The organism is Ligilactobacillus sp. ESL1201 (genome assembly GCF_058503265.1).
In genome coordinates this window covers 1,543,398-1,561,097 of sequence record NZ_CP196362.1, presented here as the reverse complement: position 1 = coordinate 1,561,097, position 17,700 = coordinate 1,543,398, and the positions used below count along the sequence as shown (strand labels likewise).

Here is a 17,700-nt window from a genome sequence, read left to right as displayed (position 1 = left end):
ACGAGGATGGTTGAATTTACGCTTGATACTACCCAAAAAACTGATTTTCCCCACTACTGGGAATTATGTGTTGGTAGTTGTCATGCTTATACCGCGTTACGAGCCGATTACCAAGAACAGTTAACGAAGGCTCACCGGGAACTAGGATTTAAGTACGTGCGCTTTCATGGTTTATTTGACGATGAGATGGGAGTGTGCATCGAAAACTTTGGCTTTGATGGTAAGTCAGAGGGAATCACTTACAATTTTACTAATATTGATAAGGTGATTGATTTTTTGTTAAGCATTGGCATGAAGCCATTTTTGGAACTGGGATTTATGCCGAGTTGCTTAGCGTCTGGCGGCAAGCAGGTTTTTGCTTATGGGGGTAACAATTCAATGCCTGCTGATGACCACCAATGGCAGGAGTTGATCAGACGTTTCGTTACTCACATACTTGAGCGTTACGGTCATGCCGAAGTCGAATCCTGGTACTTTGAAGTTTGGAACGAGCCTAACTTACCACTATTTTTTGCGGGTAGTCAGCAAGATTATTTTCACCTGTATGAAATGACGGTCCGAGTGCTCAAGGAAAATGAACCGAAGTTGCGCGTCGGGGGACCGGCGACTTCGTTTAACGCGTGGATCCCGGAGATGATCGCTTTTTGTCAGCAAAATGACGTGCCGTTAGATTTTATTTCGACGCACCACTATCCGACAGACGATCCGTTGTGGCAAAGCGGGATGGATATCGACGATTTCTTCAAAAATGGGGGTGCACAAAAGACCGAATACCGGCGTGGTGTGTTGCAAAAAATGACCAAACAAGCACACGCACAGGCGCAAGGTTATCTATTGTATTATACCGAATGGAACGTGTCGGCGCTGTTGGGGGCAGAGATTCACGACGAACCTTACGCTGCGGCGATGATCGCTAAAACGTTGGCTGATAACGACGGGTTAGTCGCCGGTTATTCGTTCTGGACGTTTTCGGATATTTTTGAAGAACAGTCGCAAAAACCGGGAGTCTTTCACGGGGGCTTTGGCCTGCAAACGACGCAGGGAATCCCGAAGCCAGCTTACCGCCTGTTTGAAATTTTTCACCAGTTAGGGACACAACGTTTAGCAGTCAGTTCTTCTGGCAGTGAGACCGTCGAGTTGTTGGCCGTCCAAAAGAAAAATGACTTGCAGTTGGTGATTTATAATCATAACGTGCCCGACGAACCGATCGCTGCTGAGCAAGTTGCAGTCGATTTGGCGCCGACCAAAGTGAAGCACTGTACGTTACAACGCATTGATGAGACGCACGCGAATGCCAAAAAAGTATGGCAAAATTTGGGTGCGCCGGAATACCTCACTGCGGCGCAGGAAAAAGAATTACAAGCAGCTTCGTGTTTGCAAACCGAAAACGTAGTAGTGAACGAGGGAAAATTAAACGTAACTTTGTCACCGCAGTCTTGTATGTTGGTGACAGTGGCGGGGTATTTTGCTAAATAAAAAATAAAGTGGGAGTCGGGATCAACAAAAGTAATTTTTGTTCCGCTCCCATTTTTTGCGCAACTCCTTAATTTTTTCCGGCTAATTGACTTGGACTGCGCTTCAAGGATTATAATTAAGTTAAAAATGACACATAAAGCGAGGTTAAATTACATGAACAAGCATCCAGATTACCTGTTAAACCAAATTGCTAGTCCCCAAGATTTGAAAAATTTAAGCGTGAAGCAGCTGGAACGGCTAGCACAAGAAATTCGGACCTTGATTTTGGAAAAAGATGCGGCTCAAGGCGGTCACTTAGGCTCAGATTTAGGGATCGTTGAAATGACGCTGGCGTATCATTACGTTTTTAATGCGCCGCAAGACAAAATCGTTTGGGACGTTTCGCACCAAACTTATCCCCATAAAATGGTGACCGGGCGTGCTTTAGCATGGCTCGATCCGGATCATTATAACGATGTGACGCCTTACAGCAATCCCGATGAGAGTCCGTATGATGACTACGCGATCGGTCATACATCAACGTCGGTTGCGTTAGCGACGGGAATGGCTAAGGCACGGGATTTGTTAGGAGAAAATTATCACGTGACAGCGTTGATCGGCGACGGGTCGTTGACCGGTGGCTTGGCTTATGAAGGCCTCAATAACGCGGCAATTGAGAAACATAATTTACTGGTAGTCGTCAACGACAATCAGTGGTCGATCGACGAAAATGTCGGTGGTTTGGTAACAGCATTGAAAAAATTACGGGATTCTAACGGTCAGACACCGGAAAATCCGTTTACAGCACTGGGATTTGATTATCGTTACGTGGCGGCTGGCAACGATATTGCAGCGTTGATCACGGCTTTTCAGGGGGTTAAAGACAGCGATCACCCGCTAGTATTGCATATTAATACGTTAAAAGGTAAGGGCTACCAACCGGCAATTGAGCACGAAATGGTGCATCACTGGGCAGGCCCGTTTGATTTAAAAACGGATCAGGAACTGACGACACCGCCGGCGGGATCGAATGCTAAATCCGTGGCGCTGGAAGTACTGAAGGATAAAATTGCCGCTGGCCAGCCGGTGATGGCGATCAATGCCGCCATTCCGCGGGCGTTTGACCTTACCGAACTCAAGGATAATTATCCGGCTAACTACACCGATGTGGGGATCGCGGAACAGGAATCCGTTGCGTTTGCAGCTGGCTTTGCTAGGTCCGGGGGCATTCCTGTTTTATTTGAAAATTCGACTTTCTTGCAGCGTGCTTTTGATCAGCTGTCTCACGATGTTGCGGCTAACGATCTGCCGGTTGTAATGCTAGTTGGTGGCGGTGCGCTCTCGGAACAATCTAAAACGCATGTTGGTTATTTTGACCAGGTGCTGCTCGGCAATTTACCTAACTGGCTTTACTTAGCACCGACGAATTTGGCAGAAGAAAAAGCGATGTTAGACTGGGCACTGACGCAAAGAAAACACCCAGTTGCAATTAAACTGCCGGTCAATACCGTTCCCGCCACGGCAGACAAAGTGGTCACGGATTACAGTAAGATCAACTATCAAGTTGAAGCGGGCAAAGACGTTGCGGTCTTAGCTCTAGGTGATTTTTATCAGTTGGGGCAAAAGGTCGCAGCGAAGTTAGGCGCAACGTTGGTCAATCCGCTAGCAGCTAACGTGTTAGACGAACGGATGCTAACTAAATTGGCTCGGGAGCACCGAGTGATCGTTACCCTGGAAGACAATTTGTTGGACGGCGGTTGGGGACAAAAGGTCGCTTCTTATTTAGGTGAAAGCTCCGTTAAAGTCTTGAATTACGGGCAAAAACGGGTTTATACCGACCAAACACCGTTAGAACAAACCTACCGGCAAAATCACTTGACGGTCGCCCAGATCTGTGCCGATGTTCAAGCGGCTTTAGCAGGAGAAAAATAAATTTAAATTTATTAAAGGAGTAAATCACATGCAAAAAAATAACTGGGACCAGGACTGGAATTTCTGGGAGGATCACAATTCGTTTGCTTTGATCTGGTCAACTCCACCTAACGCGCAAAAGGTAAACTTGCCCCATGACGCGATGCTAACTAAAAAGAGAAATCCGGACAGTACGAATGGTGGCAATACCGGCTATCACGATGGTGGTACTTTCGTTTACACTAAGAATTTAGCGGTCAGTAAAGCGGATGCGGCTAAGAATTTTATCCTGCAATTCGATGGCGTATACATGAACACGTTTGTTTACGTCAACGGTCAGTTGGCGGGCAAATGTTTGTACGGCTATTCGACTTTTGACGTCGATATTACTAAATACTTGACGTTTGGCGGTGATAACGAGATCCGCGTACAGGTCAGAAGTGGGGCGCAGCCTAATAGTCGTTGGTATTCTGGTGCGGGGATCTACCGCGATGTTTACCTGTTGACGAGTGAAAAAACTTACTTAGCACCCAACGAGGTGATGGTCAAAACGGTCAGTTGTAACGAAAAACTAGCGATCCTTGACGTCCAAATGCGAGTTATCAACGGCACGCGGCACCAAGAATTACAGTTGACGACCAAGGTTTTTGACGCAACAGACCAGCAGGTGGCGGATGCAACTGCGGTGGTCAGTTTATTCGCCGAACAAGAGCAGGTATTACACCAGCGGTTATACGTACAACGGCCACAATTGTGGAGCGCAGATTCTCCTAATTTATACCGCGTTGAGCTGAAACTGACGGACGACGACCGGATGGTAGACCAAGAACAAGTGATCACGGGTATCCGCAAAATTCAGTTAGACCCATATAACGGTTTGACCGTCAATGGCAAAGCCGTCAAACTACGCGGCGCAGCGATTCACCACGATAGTGGGATCATCGGTGCTGTGACTTTGGAAGCCAGTGAAATGCGCCGGATCAAAATTATGAAACAAGCGGGATTTAACGCCATTAGAATGGCCCACCATCCGGCAGCACCGGCGTTGTTGCGCGCCTGTGACCGGCTGGGAATGTACGTGTTAGACGAAACATTTGATATGTGGAACCGCAGCAAATCTGATTACGATTACAGTTTGAACTTTGCGGAAAACTGGCGAAAAGACGTTGATTTAATGGTGCGCAAGGATTTCAATCACCCGGCCGTTATTTTGTATTCGATCGGTAACGAAATTCCGGAGATCGGTACCGACCAAGGACTGACGCTATGTGCCCAGCTTTCTCAGCGGATCAAGGCCTTGGATCCGACACGTTTTGTTTTGGCAGCCGTTAACGGCATGTATATCGTGGGCAATCAGATCACCAAGATAGTGGCGCAGGTTGTCCAAGAAAAAGAAAACGTCGATTTGGAAGACGGCAACGTTAACGAATTTATGACTTATTTGGACAAATACGTGGATACGATCATGAAAGATCCGCTGATCTCACGCCAGTTAGCCAAGATTGACAGCCAATTAGATGTAATGGGCTACAACTATATGGGTAGTCGTTACCACCAAGACGTGCAAGAGCACCCAAATAGGTTGATGGTCGGCAGCGAAACTTACCCGCCTAAGATCGCTCGTGATTGGGAGAGTGTGCAAAAATACCCGCAAGTGCTCGGTGATTTCACTTGGGCCGGGTGGGATTTTCTGGGCGAAGTCGGTGTCGGAATTCCTAGTTACCAACCTGGAGATGGTGGTTTTGGTGCCGTTTATCCGACCGTACTATCCGGAGTGGGCGACATTGACATCACCGGATTTAGAAAAACGGTTTCCTATTACCGCGAAATCGTCTTCGGTTTACGACAAAATCCGTTTATCGCGGTGCAAGACCCGCACCATTACGGGCAACCGGTCCAGTTAACGCCGTGGATCATCAGCGATACGCAAGCGAGTTGGTCGTGGCAAATTGCTGCCGGGTCGCCGGTAATAGTAGAGGTATATAGCGGCGGCAGTGAGGTCGAGTTGGTGTTAAACGGTAAGAGTTTGGGGAAAAAGCCTGCGGGTCAGTCTGTTGCTTACCGCTCGTTATTCGAACTTAAATACGAGCCGGGTGAGCTCACGGCGCTGACTTATGATGAAGCCGGGCAAGTTATCGGTAAAATGACGCTGACTTCAGCGGGTCAACCCAGCCAGTTAACACTTGCTGTAGAAAAAAGTGCGCAAGTTGCCGGGGTGCAAGGACACGATCTGCGCTACGTCGACGTGCAGTTGTGTGATGCTAACGGTGAGTTAGTGACTGACCAAGACGTCGAATTAACTGCCAGTGTTACGGGCGACGCCCAAATTTACGCTGTCGGTAGTGGTGATCCACGACCGCTTGATGAATACCTCACCGCGATTACTAAGACGTACCGTGGCCGGGCGTTGGTGGTAATTGACGGCAAACAAAGTGCTGCCACTTTGATGGTCAAAACGGCTAATGATTTGCAGGCCCAAATAAAATTGTAAATTGGTTAGTAACAAAAAAGCTTATCCAAATCAGTAATGATTTGGATAGGCTTTTTGACTGGAAAAAGAAGTAGCTTTGACTCACAGCTTCGACTGATCCTGATCCTTGTAACTAAATCCTAGAAAGTCTGCCGGGTAGTTGTGTTCAAATAAATCTTGGCACGCCATCCCGACCATCGCGGCGGTAAAACCGATCGCGTAGTCATCCGATAATTGACTGGCATCAAATTGTTTTCCAACCGGCTGCCAGTTTTGCTCGTCTTCACTGCAGTAGAATTGCCCCACGTCTTGTTTGACTACTACCCGTAAACTGACATCTGGCGCACTGATTTTGATTTGCGGCGAGTTTTCGTATTTAAAGCCGTCGATCGCTAACGACCTGACCACGTAACCTGCTTGTTCGTCTTTAGTCATGTAGCAGTAAAATTGGTGCGCTTCATTGTAACGGTAGATCAACCCCGCCATGTGGCCGAAGTTTTGGGGCTCATAGTGTAATTTAGTCGTTGCCGTAAAGTTTTTGGAGGTTTGCCGCCGCACAACTAAGCTTTGTTCGATCACGCTGTTGATACTTTCACGGCCGTAGAGGCGTAATTTTTGACCGGCAATTGCGATCCGCCCGTTAGTAGTCGGCTCGCGTAAAGCTAAGAAGTCTTCCTTGAAATTCGCGGCACTAAAATCGTTGTATTCGCTGGAAGTGTCAGTCAGTACTGGAGTTTCGTCAGTTGATTCCACCGTTAATTCTAAGTCCGGTTTTCCGGTGCCGTTGCTGGTGTATAACCAGTCATCGTCGTGCCATTCTACTTTTTGGATAGCGGTCTCGCGGCCTAAAGTACAGCGTTTGTTGGCTAACGGGCGGCTGCACAGGTAAGCCATGTACCACTGTCCGTGGTCGTCTTGGCAAATGCTAGCGTGTCCGGCTTTAGCGATGTGCTCGTCTCCGCTTAAAATAAATTCTTGCGGGTGGACTTCGTAAGGGCCAAAGATATTTTTAGCGCGACATAAAGTTACCCGGTGATCGTAACTGGTGCCGCCTTCCGCCGTCATCAAATAGTAATAACCGCGATACTGGTAGATGCTAGGGCCTTCGGTTTGTCCGGCTGCGGTCCCCGTGAAAATCAACTGCGGTTTTCCTAACAAGTGTTTTTCTGCTGGTGAATATTCCTGTAAAATGATGCCCGCACTTTGTTTTTCCGGAGTTTGGCGGTAATCCCATAACATGTTGCAGATGTAGGACTTACCATTTTCATCAAAGAAAATCGACGGGTCGTAACCACTGGAATTGAGGTAAACGGGCTCGCTCCACGGACCAAAAATGGACGGGGCGGTGATCAAAAAATTATCCTGGTCGCGAAACGGCGGGGTGTAGCTACTCTTAAAGTTGGTGTAAACGAGGTAGAATAATTTTTCGCTGGCATTGTAACGCAAACACGGCGCCCAGACGCCACCACTGTGCGGGATCCCCGTTAAGTCTAAGTGCTTTTTGTCATTTAAAACGCCAGTACTGTGCCAATGGGCCAAATCCTTTGAATAATGGATAGTCACGCCGGGCTGGTATTCGAACGTAGAGTTAGCGATGTAAAAAGTACCGTCGACGTAGATCATGCTGGGATCGGGATTGAAGCCACGTAAAATGGGGTTTTTCAAGGTAAATGTGTGCAAAATGAGCACTCCTTTCTGTTTGATTATGATGATGATTTTAAGTATAGAGTTGGTTGCTTTTAAAAACTATAGTTAAATTACATTACTTTAGTGTTCATTTTACATATTAAGGAAGACCTGCTTGAAAAGCAGCATCAGATATCATACAATTAGCCTTGAATTAATTGAATATTTTATTGGTTGGAGTCTGTGCTTTCAAGAATATTACCTTAGTTTGGGTTGCTAAGGTAACTTGAGGCCGGGCTTTTTTTGTGATGAAAGGAAGATAATTGTGAATATTTTGGAAACTTTGTGTTTGATTTTACTAGCAGCCATTTTGTTGGGACATTGTAGTGCAGCGTTAAATTTTCCTCCGGTTATAGGAGAATTGTTGGCGGGGATTTTATTAGGCCCCGCACTGTTGGACTGGGTCTATCCCAGTAATTTACTTACAGAATTTTCCAATATTGGAGTTATGCTCTTAATGTTTATTGCAGGTTTAACGAGTGATATTACATTGTTAAAAAAATATTTGAAGCCAGGTTTTTTAGTGGCTGTTTTAGGTGTGATTTTCCCTTTTTGTAGTACGTATTTAGTTGGGGTACTTTTGGGCTCGAATCAATTACAAAGTATCTTTATAGGTGTAATTTTTACCGCAACTTCAGTTTCAATTTCGGTAGAGGTTTTGCAGAGTATGCATTATTTGAAAACTCCTGAAGGAATGACGATATTAGCGGCAGCAGTTATAGATGATATTTTATCAGTGGTGGCCTTAAGTATTTTAATTAGTTTAGCTGGAGTAACTGAAAAGCAGTATTCATGGTGGACTAAATTGGTGGTGACCGTTGGTTTTATTTTAGTACTCTATATTGGAGGGAGATGGGTGATTCCATATTTGTTGCGAGTGGCGGAAAAATTGCTGCTACCCGTGGCAGTAACTATGATGGCGTTGATTTTTTGTTTGGGGATTTCTTATTTAGCGCAATTAGTGGGACTTAGCAGTGCAATTGGTGCGTTTTTAGTAGGACTAGCTGTAGGGCAGACTAAATATCAGCAGGTAGTTAGTAATGAGGTAGGTACACTGGGTTACGCATTATTTATTCCCATCTTTTTTGTCAGCATTGGTTTAAATTTGACTATTACGGGTCTTACCAGTAATTTAGCTCTGTTGTTTATTTTAAGCGTTGTTAGTGTGATTTCTAAGTGGGTCGGTGCTGGGCTAGGAGCACGCTTAGCTAATTTTAAATTTAGTAGTTCTAACTTAATTGGCGCTGGAATGATTTCACGTGGCGAAATGGCTTTGGTAGTAGCGCAGACAGGATTTACCACTCACTTATTACCAGTCACTAATTATTCAGTAATTATTGGTGCTATTGTGATCTCTACTTTATGTTCCCCGTTTATTTTACGAGGACAAATAATTAAATTGAATCAACAAAATAAAAAAGAAACCGGAACAAAATAGTTGCCCGGCTTCTTTTTCACTGTATTTAGAGATGTAATTGCTATTACTCGTTTTCTTTTTGCAGCTGGGTGATCTTAGCACTGATTTCTTTGAGGTCAGTGTCGGAATCGCCGACTGATTGCAACAAATCGTTGATGTTCCATAAAGTTTTAACGATCAGCGGGTTTTTACCAATGATGGAAACGAGCGTGATGTATTTATTGAAATCAACATAACTGGGGTTGTCTTCCAGGTCGTCGTGGTGATGTTTTTGTTCCGTTAGCAAGACCCGGTGAGCCATCCGAAAACCGATGGAACAAATGCGTTTAGAACTTTCTTTTTCCTCTTTTTTGGCACTGACAATTGGTAATAATAAGGCCACGGCCACAGCCAATAATTCGGCGATCCCAGTGACCCATTCGGCTAAACTTCCTAATTCCATGACAACTTCCTCCTCAAAAGTTAATTCAAACAGTGGTATTATACCAGTAAAAAAAAGAAATACCAGTAAAACTTGGAACAATACTTACAAGGATAAATAAGTTACAATTAAGGAAGCTGCGAGTCAAGCGGGTTAGCAGTCGTGAACTAAGTGGCACTGAATAATAAATCCTGGATTGGGATTTGTTGTTCAGTGTCCTTAGGACCTAGACTGCTGGCTTGATGAGCGCAATTAAAATCAAGCTGCGAGAAGCGGCGCTTAACAGTCGAGGACTAGCCTAGTTCAGCAATCAGTCGGTTTGGGACTTGTTGTTGACCGTAGCTAGACACAGACTGTTGCTGCTTAGAGCGTAATTAAAATCAAGCTGCGAGAAGCGGCATTCGGCCGCCGCAGCATAATTAAAGCTATTTTGTTAACCATAATAAGTAAAGGAAGAATTGAAATGTTGACTTATCTCACTGCGGGAGAATCGCACGGGCCACAACTGACGGGGATCATAACGGGAATTCCCGCCGGGCTGAATTTAGACGTGGATCAGATCAACGCAGCATTAGCCGCACGGCAGGGAGGATATGGCAGGGGCAACCGGCAAAAAATCGAACACGATCGCATCGAGGTCGTGGGAGGCTTGCGCCATGGAGTTACGCTGGGTTCGCCGCTGGCATTAACGTTGACCAACCGCGATTTTGCTCACTGGAAACAGATCATGGATCCCGTGGCTCCGGCAAACGAACGTAATACTTTGCGGCAGGTAACACGTCCGCGTCCGGGTCACGCTGATTTAGCTGGAGGCATGAAATACCGGCACCGCGATTTGCGCAACGTGTTGGAACGCTCTTCTGCGCGTGAAACGGCGATGCGTGTGGCATTGGGCAATATTTGCGAGCAGTTACTGGCGAAGTTGGGGATCCGGTTAGTGGGATACGTGATTCAAATCGGTCCGGAAAAATTAGCACTGGGGCCGACATCAGATTTAACGGCGTTGCAACAAAAAATCAGCGGTAATGACCTGCGCGTTTGGGATGATAGCCAGGTAACTGCTCTTCATGAGCTGATCGACCGCACGAAAAAAGCCGGTGACACTTTAGGAGGCGTCGTGCAAGTAGTAGCAACTGGTTTACCCGCGGGGCTGGGCAGTTACGTTAGCTGGGACACTAAATTAGACGCTAAAATCGCCGGCGCAGTGATGGGCATTAACGCGGTCAAGGGTGTTAGTTTTGGCGTTGGCTTTGCCGGCAGCGGTCAAAAGGGTAGCCAAGTCATGGACCCCATCAGTTACGATGAAGATAGTGGCTGGGGACGGTTGAGCGATCATTTAGGGGGCTTTGAAGGCGGGATGACTAACGGGATGCCGCTAGTTTTAAACGCGGCCGTTAAACCGTTACCGACCCTGTATCACGCCTTGCAGTCAGTCAACGTGCAAACTAAAGAGGTTCAAAGGGCTAACGTGGAACGTTCCGATGTGACAGCGATCGTTCCGGCTTCACTTGTCGTAGAAAACGTGGTGGCGTTGGAGCTGGCTAAAGAGATCACGGCAACTTTTGATGGGGCTAACTTGCAGCGACTGCAACAACAACTTGAAGACTACCGGCAAGAAACTAAAGAATACTGATACAAGGAGTTTAGTAATGACGATTTTACTGACACCAGCGGCTAAAACTGGCTTACACGCAACGTTGACGGTCCCGGGAGACAAGAGTATTACTCACCGCGCTTTGTTATTAGGCGCGATAGCTCAAGGAACTACCCGCATTTTGCACCCGGGGGTGGGCGCTGATTGTTTAACGACCGTGCAGGTTTTACGGGATTTAGGTGTTACTATTAAACAGGAACAAGGACAGTTTTTGGTGAGTGGCACGCGCCATTTTAAACAGCCATCAACGGCATTGCAGTTAAATAATTCGGGGACGACCACGCGCTTGTTGCTCGGATTGTTAGCCGGAAGTGACGTGACGGCCACGCTGGTCGGCGATGCCTCTTTAAGTAAAAGGCCGATGAAACGAGTCAGCACGCCACTAGCTCAGTTAGGTGCACAGATCGAAACGACCGCCGGAAAATTACCGCTGACCGTTAGTGGGCGGCAGTTGCACGGAACAGAAGTAACGCTGCCGGTCGCTAGTGCGCAGGTCAAAAGTGCGGTGCTCTTAGCGGCATTATCAGCTACTGGGAAAACGACAGTTACCGAAAAATTACCGACTAGAGACCATACCGAGATCATGTTGCGCCAATTTGGTGCGCAGGTTGAAACCAGGGGGCTGACGATCACAGTTACGTCCGGTCGCCGATTAGTAGCACAACGAATCGCGGTTCCGGGCGATATTTCTAGTGCTGCCTTTTTTGTCGTGGCCGCAGCGATTACCCCGCATTCGGTGGTGACTTTGACCAACGTTGGGTTAAATCCCACGCGGACGGGATTATTGCGGGTCATGGAACGAATGGGAGCCAACTTAACTATCAAACGCCAGAATATTAGCGGAGAGGCAAGCGGCGACGTGACGGTTCGCAGCAGTGACCTAAAACCCGTGCAGCTGGGTGCTAGTGAGATCCCGGCGCTGATCGACGAGTTGCCTTTAGTTGCTTTGTTAGCGGCCAACGCTCGGGGGACCAGCCGGATCACCGGAGCCCAAGAGTTGCGGTACAAGGAAAGTGACAGGCTGCATACTACGGCAGTTGAATTACGCAAACTGGGAGTAAAAATTACGGAATTGGCGGATGGTTGGCAGATCAGCGGGCCGACCACGTGGCAAGTGCCAGCGGCAGTCGACAGTTGCCACGATCACCGCTTGGGAATGCTGTTAGCCGTGGCGGCGTTAAAACTCCCGGCCGGCGTTTTTTTGGCAAACGAACAGGCGATTGCTGTTTCTTACCCGACTTTTATGACGGACCTAGCAAAACTGAAAGGGGAACAAGAGCCATGCAGCTGATTTTGACTGGCTTTATGGGCAGCGGTAAAACTACCGTAGGCCGGTTACTGGCGACTAAATTGCACCTGCCTTTTTGGGATTTAGACGCGGAGATCGTCAAAGCTAGCGGAATTGCGATCAGTGAGATTTTTGCTTGCCGGGGTGAGCAATTTTTCCGGCAACTAGAACATGAAGTCTTATCTCAGGTACTGGCTTTTCCCGGGGTGCTTGCAGTTGGTGGCGGGACACCGGTCAGGGCCGACAATATCACTTTATTGCAGGCGGCGGGAGCCAAATTGATCATGTTAGAAGCTGACATGCAAACGATCTGGCGGCGTTTGCAAGCAGATACTACCCGCCCGTTGGCTCAAACTTACGCACAGATGGCAGCTTTAAAAAGGCAACGACAGCGCAATTACGCACAAGTTGCCCAGCAAGTAGTAACGACGGATGACCAAACGCCGGCGGCAGTAGTGGAACAAATTTTAACTCAATTAAAAACGCAGGGTGAATGATGAAAAAAAGCAAAACATTAGAATTGATGACGCCGATAACGCCAGCACAAATAGTCAATTGGCTGGCGCACCAACGACAAGAATCCTTTGTGTGGGAAGATCCCACTAAAACACGGCAAATTTTTGCTAGTGGGGTGGCGGTAGCACCGACTATGACACCGGTGACCTTTGCCGGGGCTCAAGCGTTGTTACAACAAGCGGCCCGACAAATTCAGTTGACGGCCGGTAGTACACCAGCCGACCTTAAAATAGTTGGGGCTTTTTTGTTTGACCACCAAGACCAGCGCAACCAACAACTAGCCGACTTAGGAAACGGACGGGTTTGGGTACCGGAAGTGATGGTAGAACGAACTGCTAAGACTACGCGGTTGACGGTCATCAGTGAAGACGATGGGCGCGCTGAAGAGGTCAAAAGACAGTTAGAAAAGCAACCGGAGTTAGCGGCGCACAGGTTAGCGGTTACGGACTACCGAGAAATTGCCGCTACCGAGTGGACCGCCAATGTTACTGCTGCCGTCAAACAGCTGCGTGCGGGGGAATTACAAAAAATCGTACTGGGACGAAACGCGTGCGTGCGTGTTACCCCAAATAACCCGTTTGCCCTGTGGCTACAGGTCAGACACACGACGGGGTACCATATTTTACTGACCACGCCGCAAAGTGCTTTTATCAGTGTAACGCCCGAACGGCTGGCTACTTTTTTACCACGCCAGGTGCTGACCGGCGCGGTGGCGGGTACGACTACGAGAGGCAAAGATCGGGCGGCAGACGAACAGTTGGCCGCGGCTTTACTGGCTGATGATAAAAATTTACTGGAACACCGGCTGGTAGCGGACCGAGTCAGTGCCGTACTTACCGATTTTGACTTACAGGTGACCCGGCCGGCGACGCCACAAATTTTACTGACCGGTAACTTACAACACCTGTACACGCCGATCACGGCTCGCGGAGATTTTGACCCGCTCCAGGTTTTGGCTCGCTTACACCCGACGCCGGCGCTGGGAGGATTGCCACGCGCGAAGGCATTAGCGACGATCAGACAGCGCGAAAGTCGGGCTCGGGGCTTATTTGGCGGGCCCATCGGCTATTTGTCAGCTGCCGGTACGGGAGAATGGGCCGTCGGCATTCGCAGCGGGGTATTACATCATGAACAGTTGTTATTGTGGGCTGGTGCAGGGATCGTCGCTGCCTCTGATCCCCAGACGGAATTGCGTGAGACGGGGCTGAAATTGAAGTCGTTATTATTGGCGCTAACTAAAAATGATAGGAGTGAAGCGTAATGGCAGACGCACAATTATACTTAACGGAAGAGTTGCTTCCTTTTTTGACCTCGTTATTAAACGCGGGGGTGCAGCAGGTAGTTTTGTCGCCGGGTTCGCGTTCAACGCCGGTCGCTATTTTACTGGGGAAAATGGCCGACCAGCAGCAGTTGAAATTATTCGTGGACGTTGACGAACGTTCCGCGGGCTTTTTTGCGTTGGGGCTTGCGAAAACGACGGGACAGCCAGTGTTGCTAGTTTGCACGTCGGGCACCGCGGCTGCTAATTACTATCCCGCAATCTGTGAAGCTAATGCCAGTAACGTCTCCTTGATAGTCCTAACGACGGACCGACCGCCAGAATTACAACAAGTCGGTGCGCCCCAGACGTTAAATCAAGATGCGCTGTACGGCACACAGGTCAAACAATTTTACCGCTTGCCCTTGCCGAGCGCGCACGCAACGGCTAACGAGAAAAAATATTTTACCCAGATCGCTTTTACGGCGGTCCAAACGGCACTTAGCGCTCCCAGCGGACCGGTGCAACTCAACTTACCGTTGCGCAAGCCGCTGTTGCCAGACATCAGTGCGTTAAATACTATTAACCCCGTGGTGCGGCTGATGGATCCGGTGGTTAAACGCGCACAGCCCAAAACGGTAACACGCCTAAACGAACTATTTGCCCACAGAAAAGGGATCATCATCGCGGGGCCAAGTGTTTGCCAGCAACAAGACGTCGCCGCGATCTTAGATTTTGCCCGTAAAATGAAATGGCCGTTGGTAGCCGATCCGCTCAGTCATTTGCGCGGTCATGCTGGAGTGCTTACTCATGGTAACTGGCTGTTTAAAAATTACACCGAGTTAAACGAACAGCCGGAAGTGATTTTACGTTTAGGGGCGACGCCGGTTTCTGCGGCCATCACGGATTGGCTGGCCGGTCAACCGGCACCGGTGATCTACGTGGACGAACACCGCAGTCAGCTGGACCATACGCTGGCGACGATCTGGGCGGTACCGCTGGCTGCGCGTGATTTGTTGCCGCAGTTGGATGCCGCGAGTGCGCCGAATGACTGGCAGGCAAAATGGGTGCGTTTGGACCGTGCGTTAGGCCAAACGTTACCGCCACTGACGGCTAAAAGTTCGTTAACCGAACCATTAGTAGCCGCTACGTTAGGCCAAAAGCTACCGGCAGATGCTGCGTTATTTGTCAGCAACTCGATGCCAATCAGGGAGATCGACGATTATTTTACCCCGCAACAGCCGCTAGCAGTTTACGCTAACCGCGGTGCTAACGGCATCGACGGCGTTAATTCGACGGCGTTAGGGATGGCGGCCGCTACCCAGAAGCGGGCTTATTTGTACACCGGCGACTTGGCCTTTTTCCACGACCTGACGGGATTGATGATGGCACACAAGTACCAACTGGAGCTGACGGTCATCATTCAAAATAACAATGGCGGTGGGATCTTTTCGTTTTTACCCCAGGCAGCGGAGAAAACGCAGTTTGAAAAAGTTTTTGGCACGCCGTTAGACTTAGATATCTCAGCGGTTGCTAAGTTATACCACGCAAAATACCGGGTGGCTAAAACGGTTGGCCAGCTGCAAGAACAACTGCAAGAAAGCGGCTTGGTCTTTATTGAAGTGCCGCTTAACCGTCAAGAAGTCGTGGCCACCGACCGCAAATTACAACAAAAAGCGGCCGTGATCATTCAAAGGAGCCAGCAATGAAAATTAAAATTGGTAAATTAAATTATGCTTACCACCGACAGGGGACAGGCGCGCCAGTCTGGCTGTTATTGCACGGCTTCATGGGCAGCGGCGCGGATTTTAACGCGCTGCCAGACTTACTTCCGGGAAAGATACTGACTTTGGACCTGTTGGGTCACGGACAAACGACGCCGGCGCACACCGTGCAGTTGTACGCGATGTCGGCGCAGACTAAGCAGTTAGCACGCTTCTTAACGGCGGTCGTGCCTAACGTGGCGGTCAATTTGGTCGGCTATTCGATGGGCGGGCGCTTAGCACTCAATTTCGCGTTGACTTACCCGCAAAAAGTGGCACGTTTGTTTTTGGAAAGTAGCACGGCCGGGCTCAGGAAAAAAGAGCAGCGTGACCGGCGGCGCCAACATGACGCCCAGTTAGCCGCGCAGTTACAGGCCGGCGATTTGGCTGCATTTGTCACTAGGTGGGAAAATTTACCGTTATTTGCGTCGCAACAAGAATTACCGGCAAGGCAAAAAGAAGCGGTGCGCGCGCAACGGTTGCACCAAGATCCCCGCGCACTGGCGGCCAGTTTGTTAGGGATGGGGACCGGCAGTATGCCTAACTTGTGGCCACGTTTGCCTAAATTAACGCTGCCGGTGACGGTCCTTAGCGGCCGGCTGGATGCTAAATTTTGTCGCCTAAGTCAGAAAATGGCCGCGCTTTTACCTCACAGCACAAGGATCGTAGTTGCTGATAGCGGGCACAACATTCACGTGGAGCAGCCGACTGCTTTTGCGCGTATTTTACGGGAGGCTAGTCATGAAGATCACGCAGGCTAGGTTGCTACCGGTTAAATTAACACTCAAAAGTCCGTTTAGTTCGGCGCACGAAACGCTGACTACCCGCGAAGTGACCCTGCTGGAATTGACCAATGAAGACGGCCAGCAAGGTTACGGCGAACTGGAAGCCTTCAGTACGCCGTTTTACACCGCGGAGACCCAAGAGACTGCCAGGCAGATCTTGCGGCAGTTTTTGTTACCGTTGATTTTAAAAAAGGAGTTCACTCACCCGGCGCAGTTGTACGCCAGGATGCAGGCAGTCAAGAACAACCAGTTGGCCAAAGCTGCGATCGACACTGCCGTGTGGGATCTGGATGCCAAAGAAAAAAAACAACCGTTAGCAGCACTACTAGCACGAGACGTCGGGGTGTCTTACAATTCAAAAGTTCCGGTCGGGATCAGTTTGGGATTGCAAGACGAAGCGCGGGTGTTAACTTCCGTGCAAGACGCACTTGCTGTTGGGTATCAACGGATCAAAATCAAGGTCAAAGGAAACCGGGATCTACACCGGTTGCAGCGAGTACGACAACATTTTCCGCACGTTTTAATGAGTGCCGATGCCAATGGTAGTTTGACGTTCACGCCTGAACTGGCGCAACAGATCGATGAATTGCACTTGGCTTTTATCGAAGATCCTTTTAGCAGTTTAGCGGGAGAAAAAAGTGCAGCCTTACAGGCACGGTTGCAAACGCCGTTATGTTTCGACGAACCAATCGTCAGTGGCGAGCAGGCGTTAATGGCGTGGCAGTTACAACAGTGTCGGGTCTTGAGCGTGAAAAATGCGATGCTCGGCGGCTTGACGCCGGCGTTAGAATTAGTTAAAGCGACAAAGCAAAAGCAGCTCCCGCTGTGGTGTGGTGGTATGCTTGAAGGCGGGTGTGGCCGGGCCGCTAATTTGGCGTTGGCGAGTTTAGCCGTCTTCGCTTTTCCGGGAGACTTGTCGGCCACGTCGCGGTATTATTACGAAGACTACACGGATGCGCTACAACTGACTGCGGGGTGTTTACGGGTCCCGGAACGTGCGGGGCTAGGGGTAGTAATTTTGCCACGCTACCGGCAGCAGTTAGCGGCTAGTCCGGTAATTCAGTAGAGGAGGAAAA

The 17,700-nt window shown here is 48.8% G+C and carries 13 protein-coding genes; 11 read left to right on the top strand and 2 right to left on the bottom strand.

Going from position 1 to position 17,700, the window contains the following annotated elements; translation table 11 throughout:
• Positions 1-6 precede the first annotated feature (6 nt).
• From ACSYSK_RS07710 to ACSYSK_RS07700, 3 genes are all read left to right on the top strand, one after another.
• Positions 7-1,476, top strand: a complete 1,470-nt coding sequence (locus ACSYSK_RS07710) for a GH39 family glycosyl hydrolase (RefSeq protein WP_491714567.1) — start codon at positions 7-9, stop codon at positions 1,474-1,476.
• A gap of 153 nt (positions 1,477-1,629) precedes the next feature.
• Positions 1,630-3,387: a 1-deoxy-D-xylulose-5-phosphate synthase gene (locus ACSYSK_RS07705; RefSeq protein ID WP_491714566.1), complete on the top strand. Its 1,758-nt coding sequence runs from the start codon at positions 1,630-1,632 to the stop codon at positions 3,385-3,387.
• A gap of 28 nt (positions 3,388-3,415) precedes the next feature.
• A complete protein-coding gene (locus ACSYSK_RS07700; RefSeq protein ID WP_491714565.1) occupies positions 3,416-5,857 on the top strand; it encodes a glycoside hydrolase family 2 protein in 2,442 nt (813 codons plus the stop codon).
• Positions 5,858-5,938: 81 nt separating this feature from the next.
• Here ACSYSK_RS07700 and ACSYSK_RS07695 read toward each other — a convergent pair whose 3' ends face one another.
• Positions 5,939-7,516 (bottom strand): glycoside hydrolase family 43 protein, encoded by a 1,578-nt coding sequence (locus tag ACSYSK_RS07695; protein ID WP_491714564.1) that lies wholly within the window; start codon positions 7,514-7,516, stop codon positions 5,939-5,941.
• Positions 7,517-7,787: 271 nt separating this feature from the next.
• Here ACSYSK_RS07695 and ACSYSK_RS07690 point away from each other — a divergent pair, with 271 nt between their 5' ends.
• On the top strand, positions 7,788-8,960 hold the full coding sequence (locus ACSYSK_RS07690; RefSeq protein WP_491714563.1) for a cation:proton antiporter: 1,173 nt from the start codon (positions 7,788-7,790) through the stop codon (positions 8,958-8,960).
• Between the two features lie 43 nt (positions 8,961-9,003).
• On the opposite strand, the gene ACSYSK_RS07685 is transcribed toward ACSYSK_RS07690, so the two are convergent.
• Complete coding sequence (locus ACSYSK_RS07685) at positions 9,004-9,381, bottom strand: hypothetical protein (RefSeq protein WP_491714562.1); 378 nt, start codon at positions 9,379-9,381, stop codon at positions 9,004-9,006.
• Between the two features lie 442 nt (positions 9,382-9,823).
• Between ACSYSK_RS07685 and aroC the strand changes: the two genes are divergently transcribed.
• Genes aroC through menC form a run of 7 tightly spaced genes read left to right on the top strand, consistent with a single transcriptional unit; the run spans position 9,824 to position 17,690 of the window.
• A complete protein-coding gene (aroC, locus tag ACSYSK_RS07680; protein ID WP_491714561.1) occupies positions 9,824-10,993 on the top strand; it encodes a chorismate synthase in 1,170 nt (389 codons plus the stop codon).
• A 16-nt stretch (positions 10,994-11,009) separates the two neighbouring features.
• A complete protein-coding gene (aroA, locus tag ACSYSK_RS07675) occupies positions 11,010-12,305 on the top strand; it encodes a 3-phosphoshikimate 1-carboxyvinyltransferase (RefSeq protein ID WP_491714560.1) in 1,296 nt (431 codons plus the stop codon).
• Positions 12,296-12,799 (top strand): shikimate kinase, encoded by a 504-nt coding sequence (locus ACSYSK_RS07670; RefSeq protein ID WP_491714559.1) that lies wholly within the window; start codon positions 12,296-12,298, stop codon positions 12,797-12,799. The genes aroA and ACSYSK_RS07670 overlap by 10 nt, the downstream gene beginning before the upstream one ends.
• Complete coding sequence (locus ACSYSK_RS07665; RefSeq protein WP_491714558.1) at positions 12,796-14,079, top strand: isochorismate synthase; 1,284 nt, start codon at positions 12,796-12,798, stop codon at positions 14,077-14,079. The genes ACSYSK_RS07670 and ACSYSK_RS07665 overlap by 4 nt, the downstream gene beginning before the upstream one ends.
• Positions 14,079-15,785 carry a 2-succinyl-5-enolpyruvyl-6-hydroxy-3-cyclohexene-1-carboxylic-acid synthase gene (gene menD, locus ACSYSK_RS07660; RefSeq protein WP_491714557.1) on the top strand — a complete coding sequence of 569 codons (1,707 nt, stop codon included), beginning with the start codon at positions 14,079-14,081 and terminating at the stop codon, positions 15,783-15,785. Before ACSYSK_RS07665 ends, menD begins: the two co-directional genes overlap by 1 nt.
• Entirely contained in the window at positions 15,782-16,600 is an 819-nt protein-coding gene (gene menH, locus ACSYSK_RS07655; protein ID WP_491714556.1) for a 2-succinyl-6-hydroxy-2,4-cyclohexadiene-1-carboxylate synthase, read from the top strand. The genes menD and menH overlap by 4 nt, the downstream gene beginning before the upstream one ends.
• Entirely contained in the window at positions 16,581-17,690 is a 1,110-nt protein-coding gene (gene menC, locus ACSYSK_RS07650) for an o-succinylbenzoate synthase (RefSeq protein ID WP_491714555.1), read from the top strand. The genes menH and menC overlap by 20 nt, the downstream gene beginning before the upstream one ends.
• Positions 17,691-17,700: the final 10 nt, after the last annotated feature.

What these genes read in the sequence shown, in the direction of transcription:
- ACSYSK_RS07710 (WP_491714567.1), top strand. Translation starts at nt 7, where the DNA reads ATGGTTGAATTTACGCTTGATACTACCCAAAAAACTGATTTTCCCCAC.
- ACSYSK_RS07705 (WP_491714566.1), top strand. Translation starts at nt 1,630, where the DNA reads ATGAACAAGCATCCAGATTACCTGTTAAACCAAATTGCTAGTCCCCAA.
- ACSYSK_RS07700 (WP_491714565.1), top strand. Translation starts at nt 3,416, where the DNA reads ATGCAAAAAAATAACTGGGACCAGGACTGGAATTTCTGGGAGGATCAC.
- ACSYSK_RS07685 (WP_491714562.1), bottom strand. Translation starts at nt 9,381, where the DNA reads ATGGAATTAGGAAGTTTAGCCGAATGGGTCACTGGGATCGCCGAATTA.
- aroC (WP_491714561.1), top strand. Translation starts at nt 9,824, where the DNA reads ATGTTGACTTATCTCACTGCGGGAGAATCGCACGGGCCACAACTGACG.
- aroA (WP_491714560.1), top strand. Translation starts at nt 11,010, where the DNA reads ATGACGATTTTACTGACACCAGCGGCTAAAACTGGCTTACACGCAACG.
- ACSYSK_RS07670 (WP_491714559.1), top strand. Translation starts at nt 12,296, where the DNA reads ATGCAGCTGATTTTGACTGGCTTTATGGGCAGCGGTAAAACTACCGTA.
- ACSYSK_RS07665 (WP_491714558.1), top strand. Translation starts at nt 12,796, where the DNA reads ATGATGAAAAAAAGCAAAACATTAGAATTGATGACGCCGATAACGCCA.
- menD (WP_491714557.1), top strand. Translation starts at nt 14,079, where the DNA reads ATGGCAGACGCACAATTATACTTAACGGAAGAGTTGCTTCCTTTTTTG.
- menH (WP_491714556.1), top strand. Translation starts at nt 15,782, where the DNA reads ATGAAAATTAAAATTGGTAAATTAAATTATGCTTACCACCGACAGGGG.
- menC (WP_491714555.1), top strand. Translation starts at nt 16,581, where the DNA reads ATGAAGATCACGCAGGCTAGGTTGCTACCGGTTAAATTAACACTCAAA.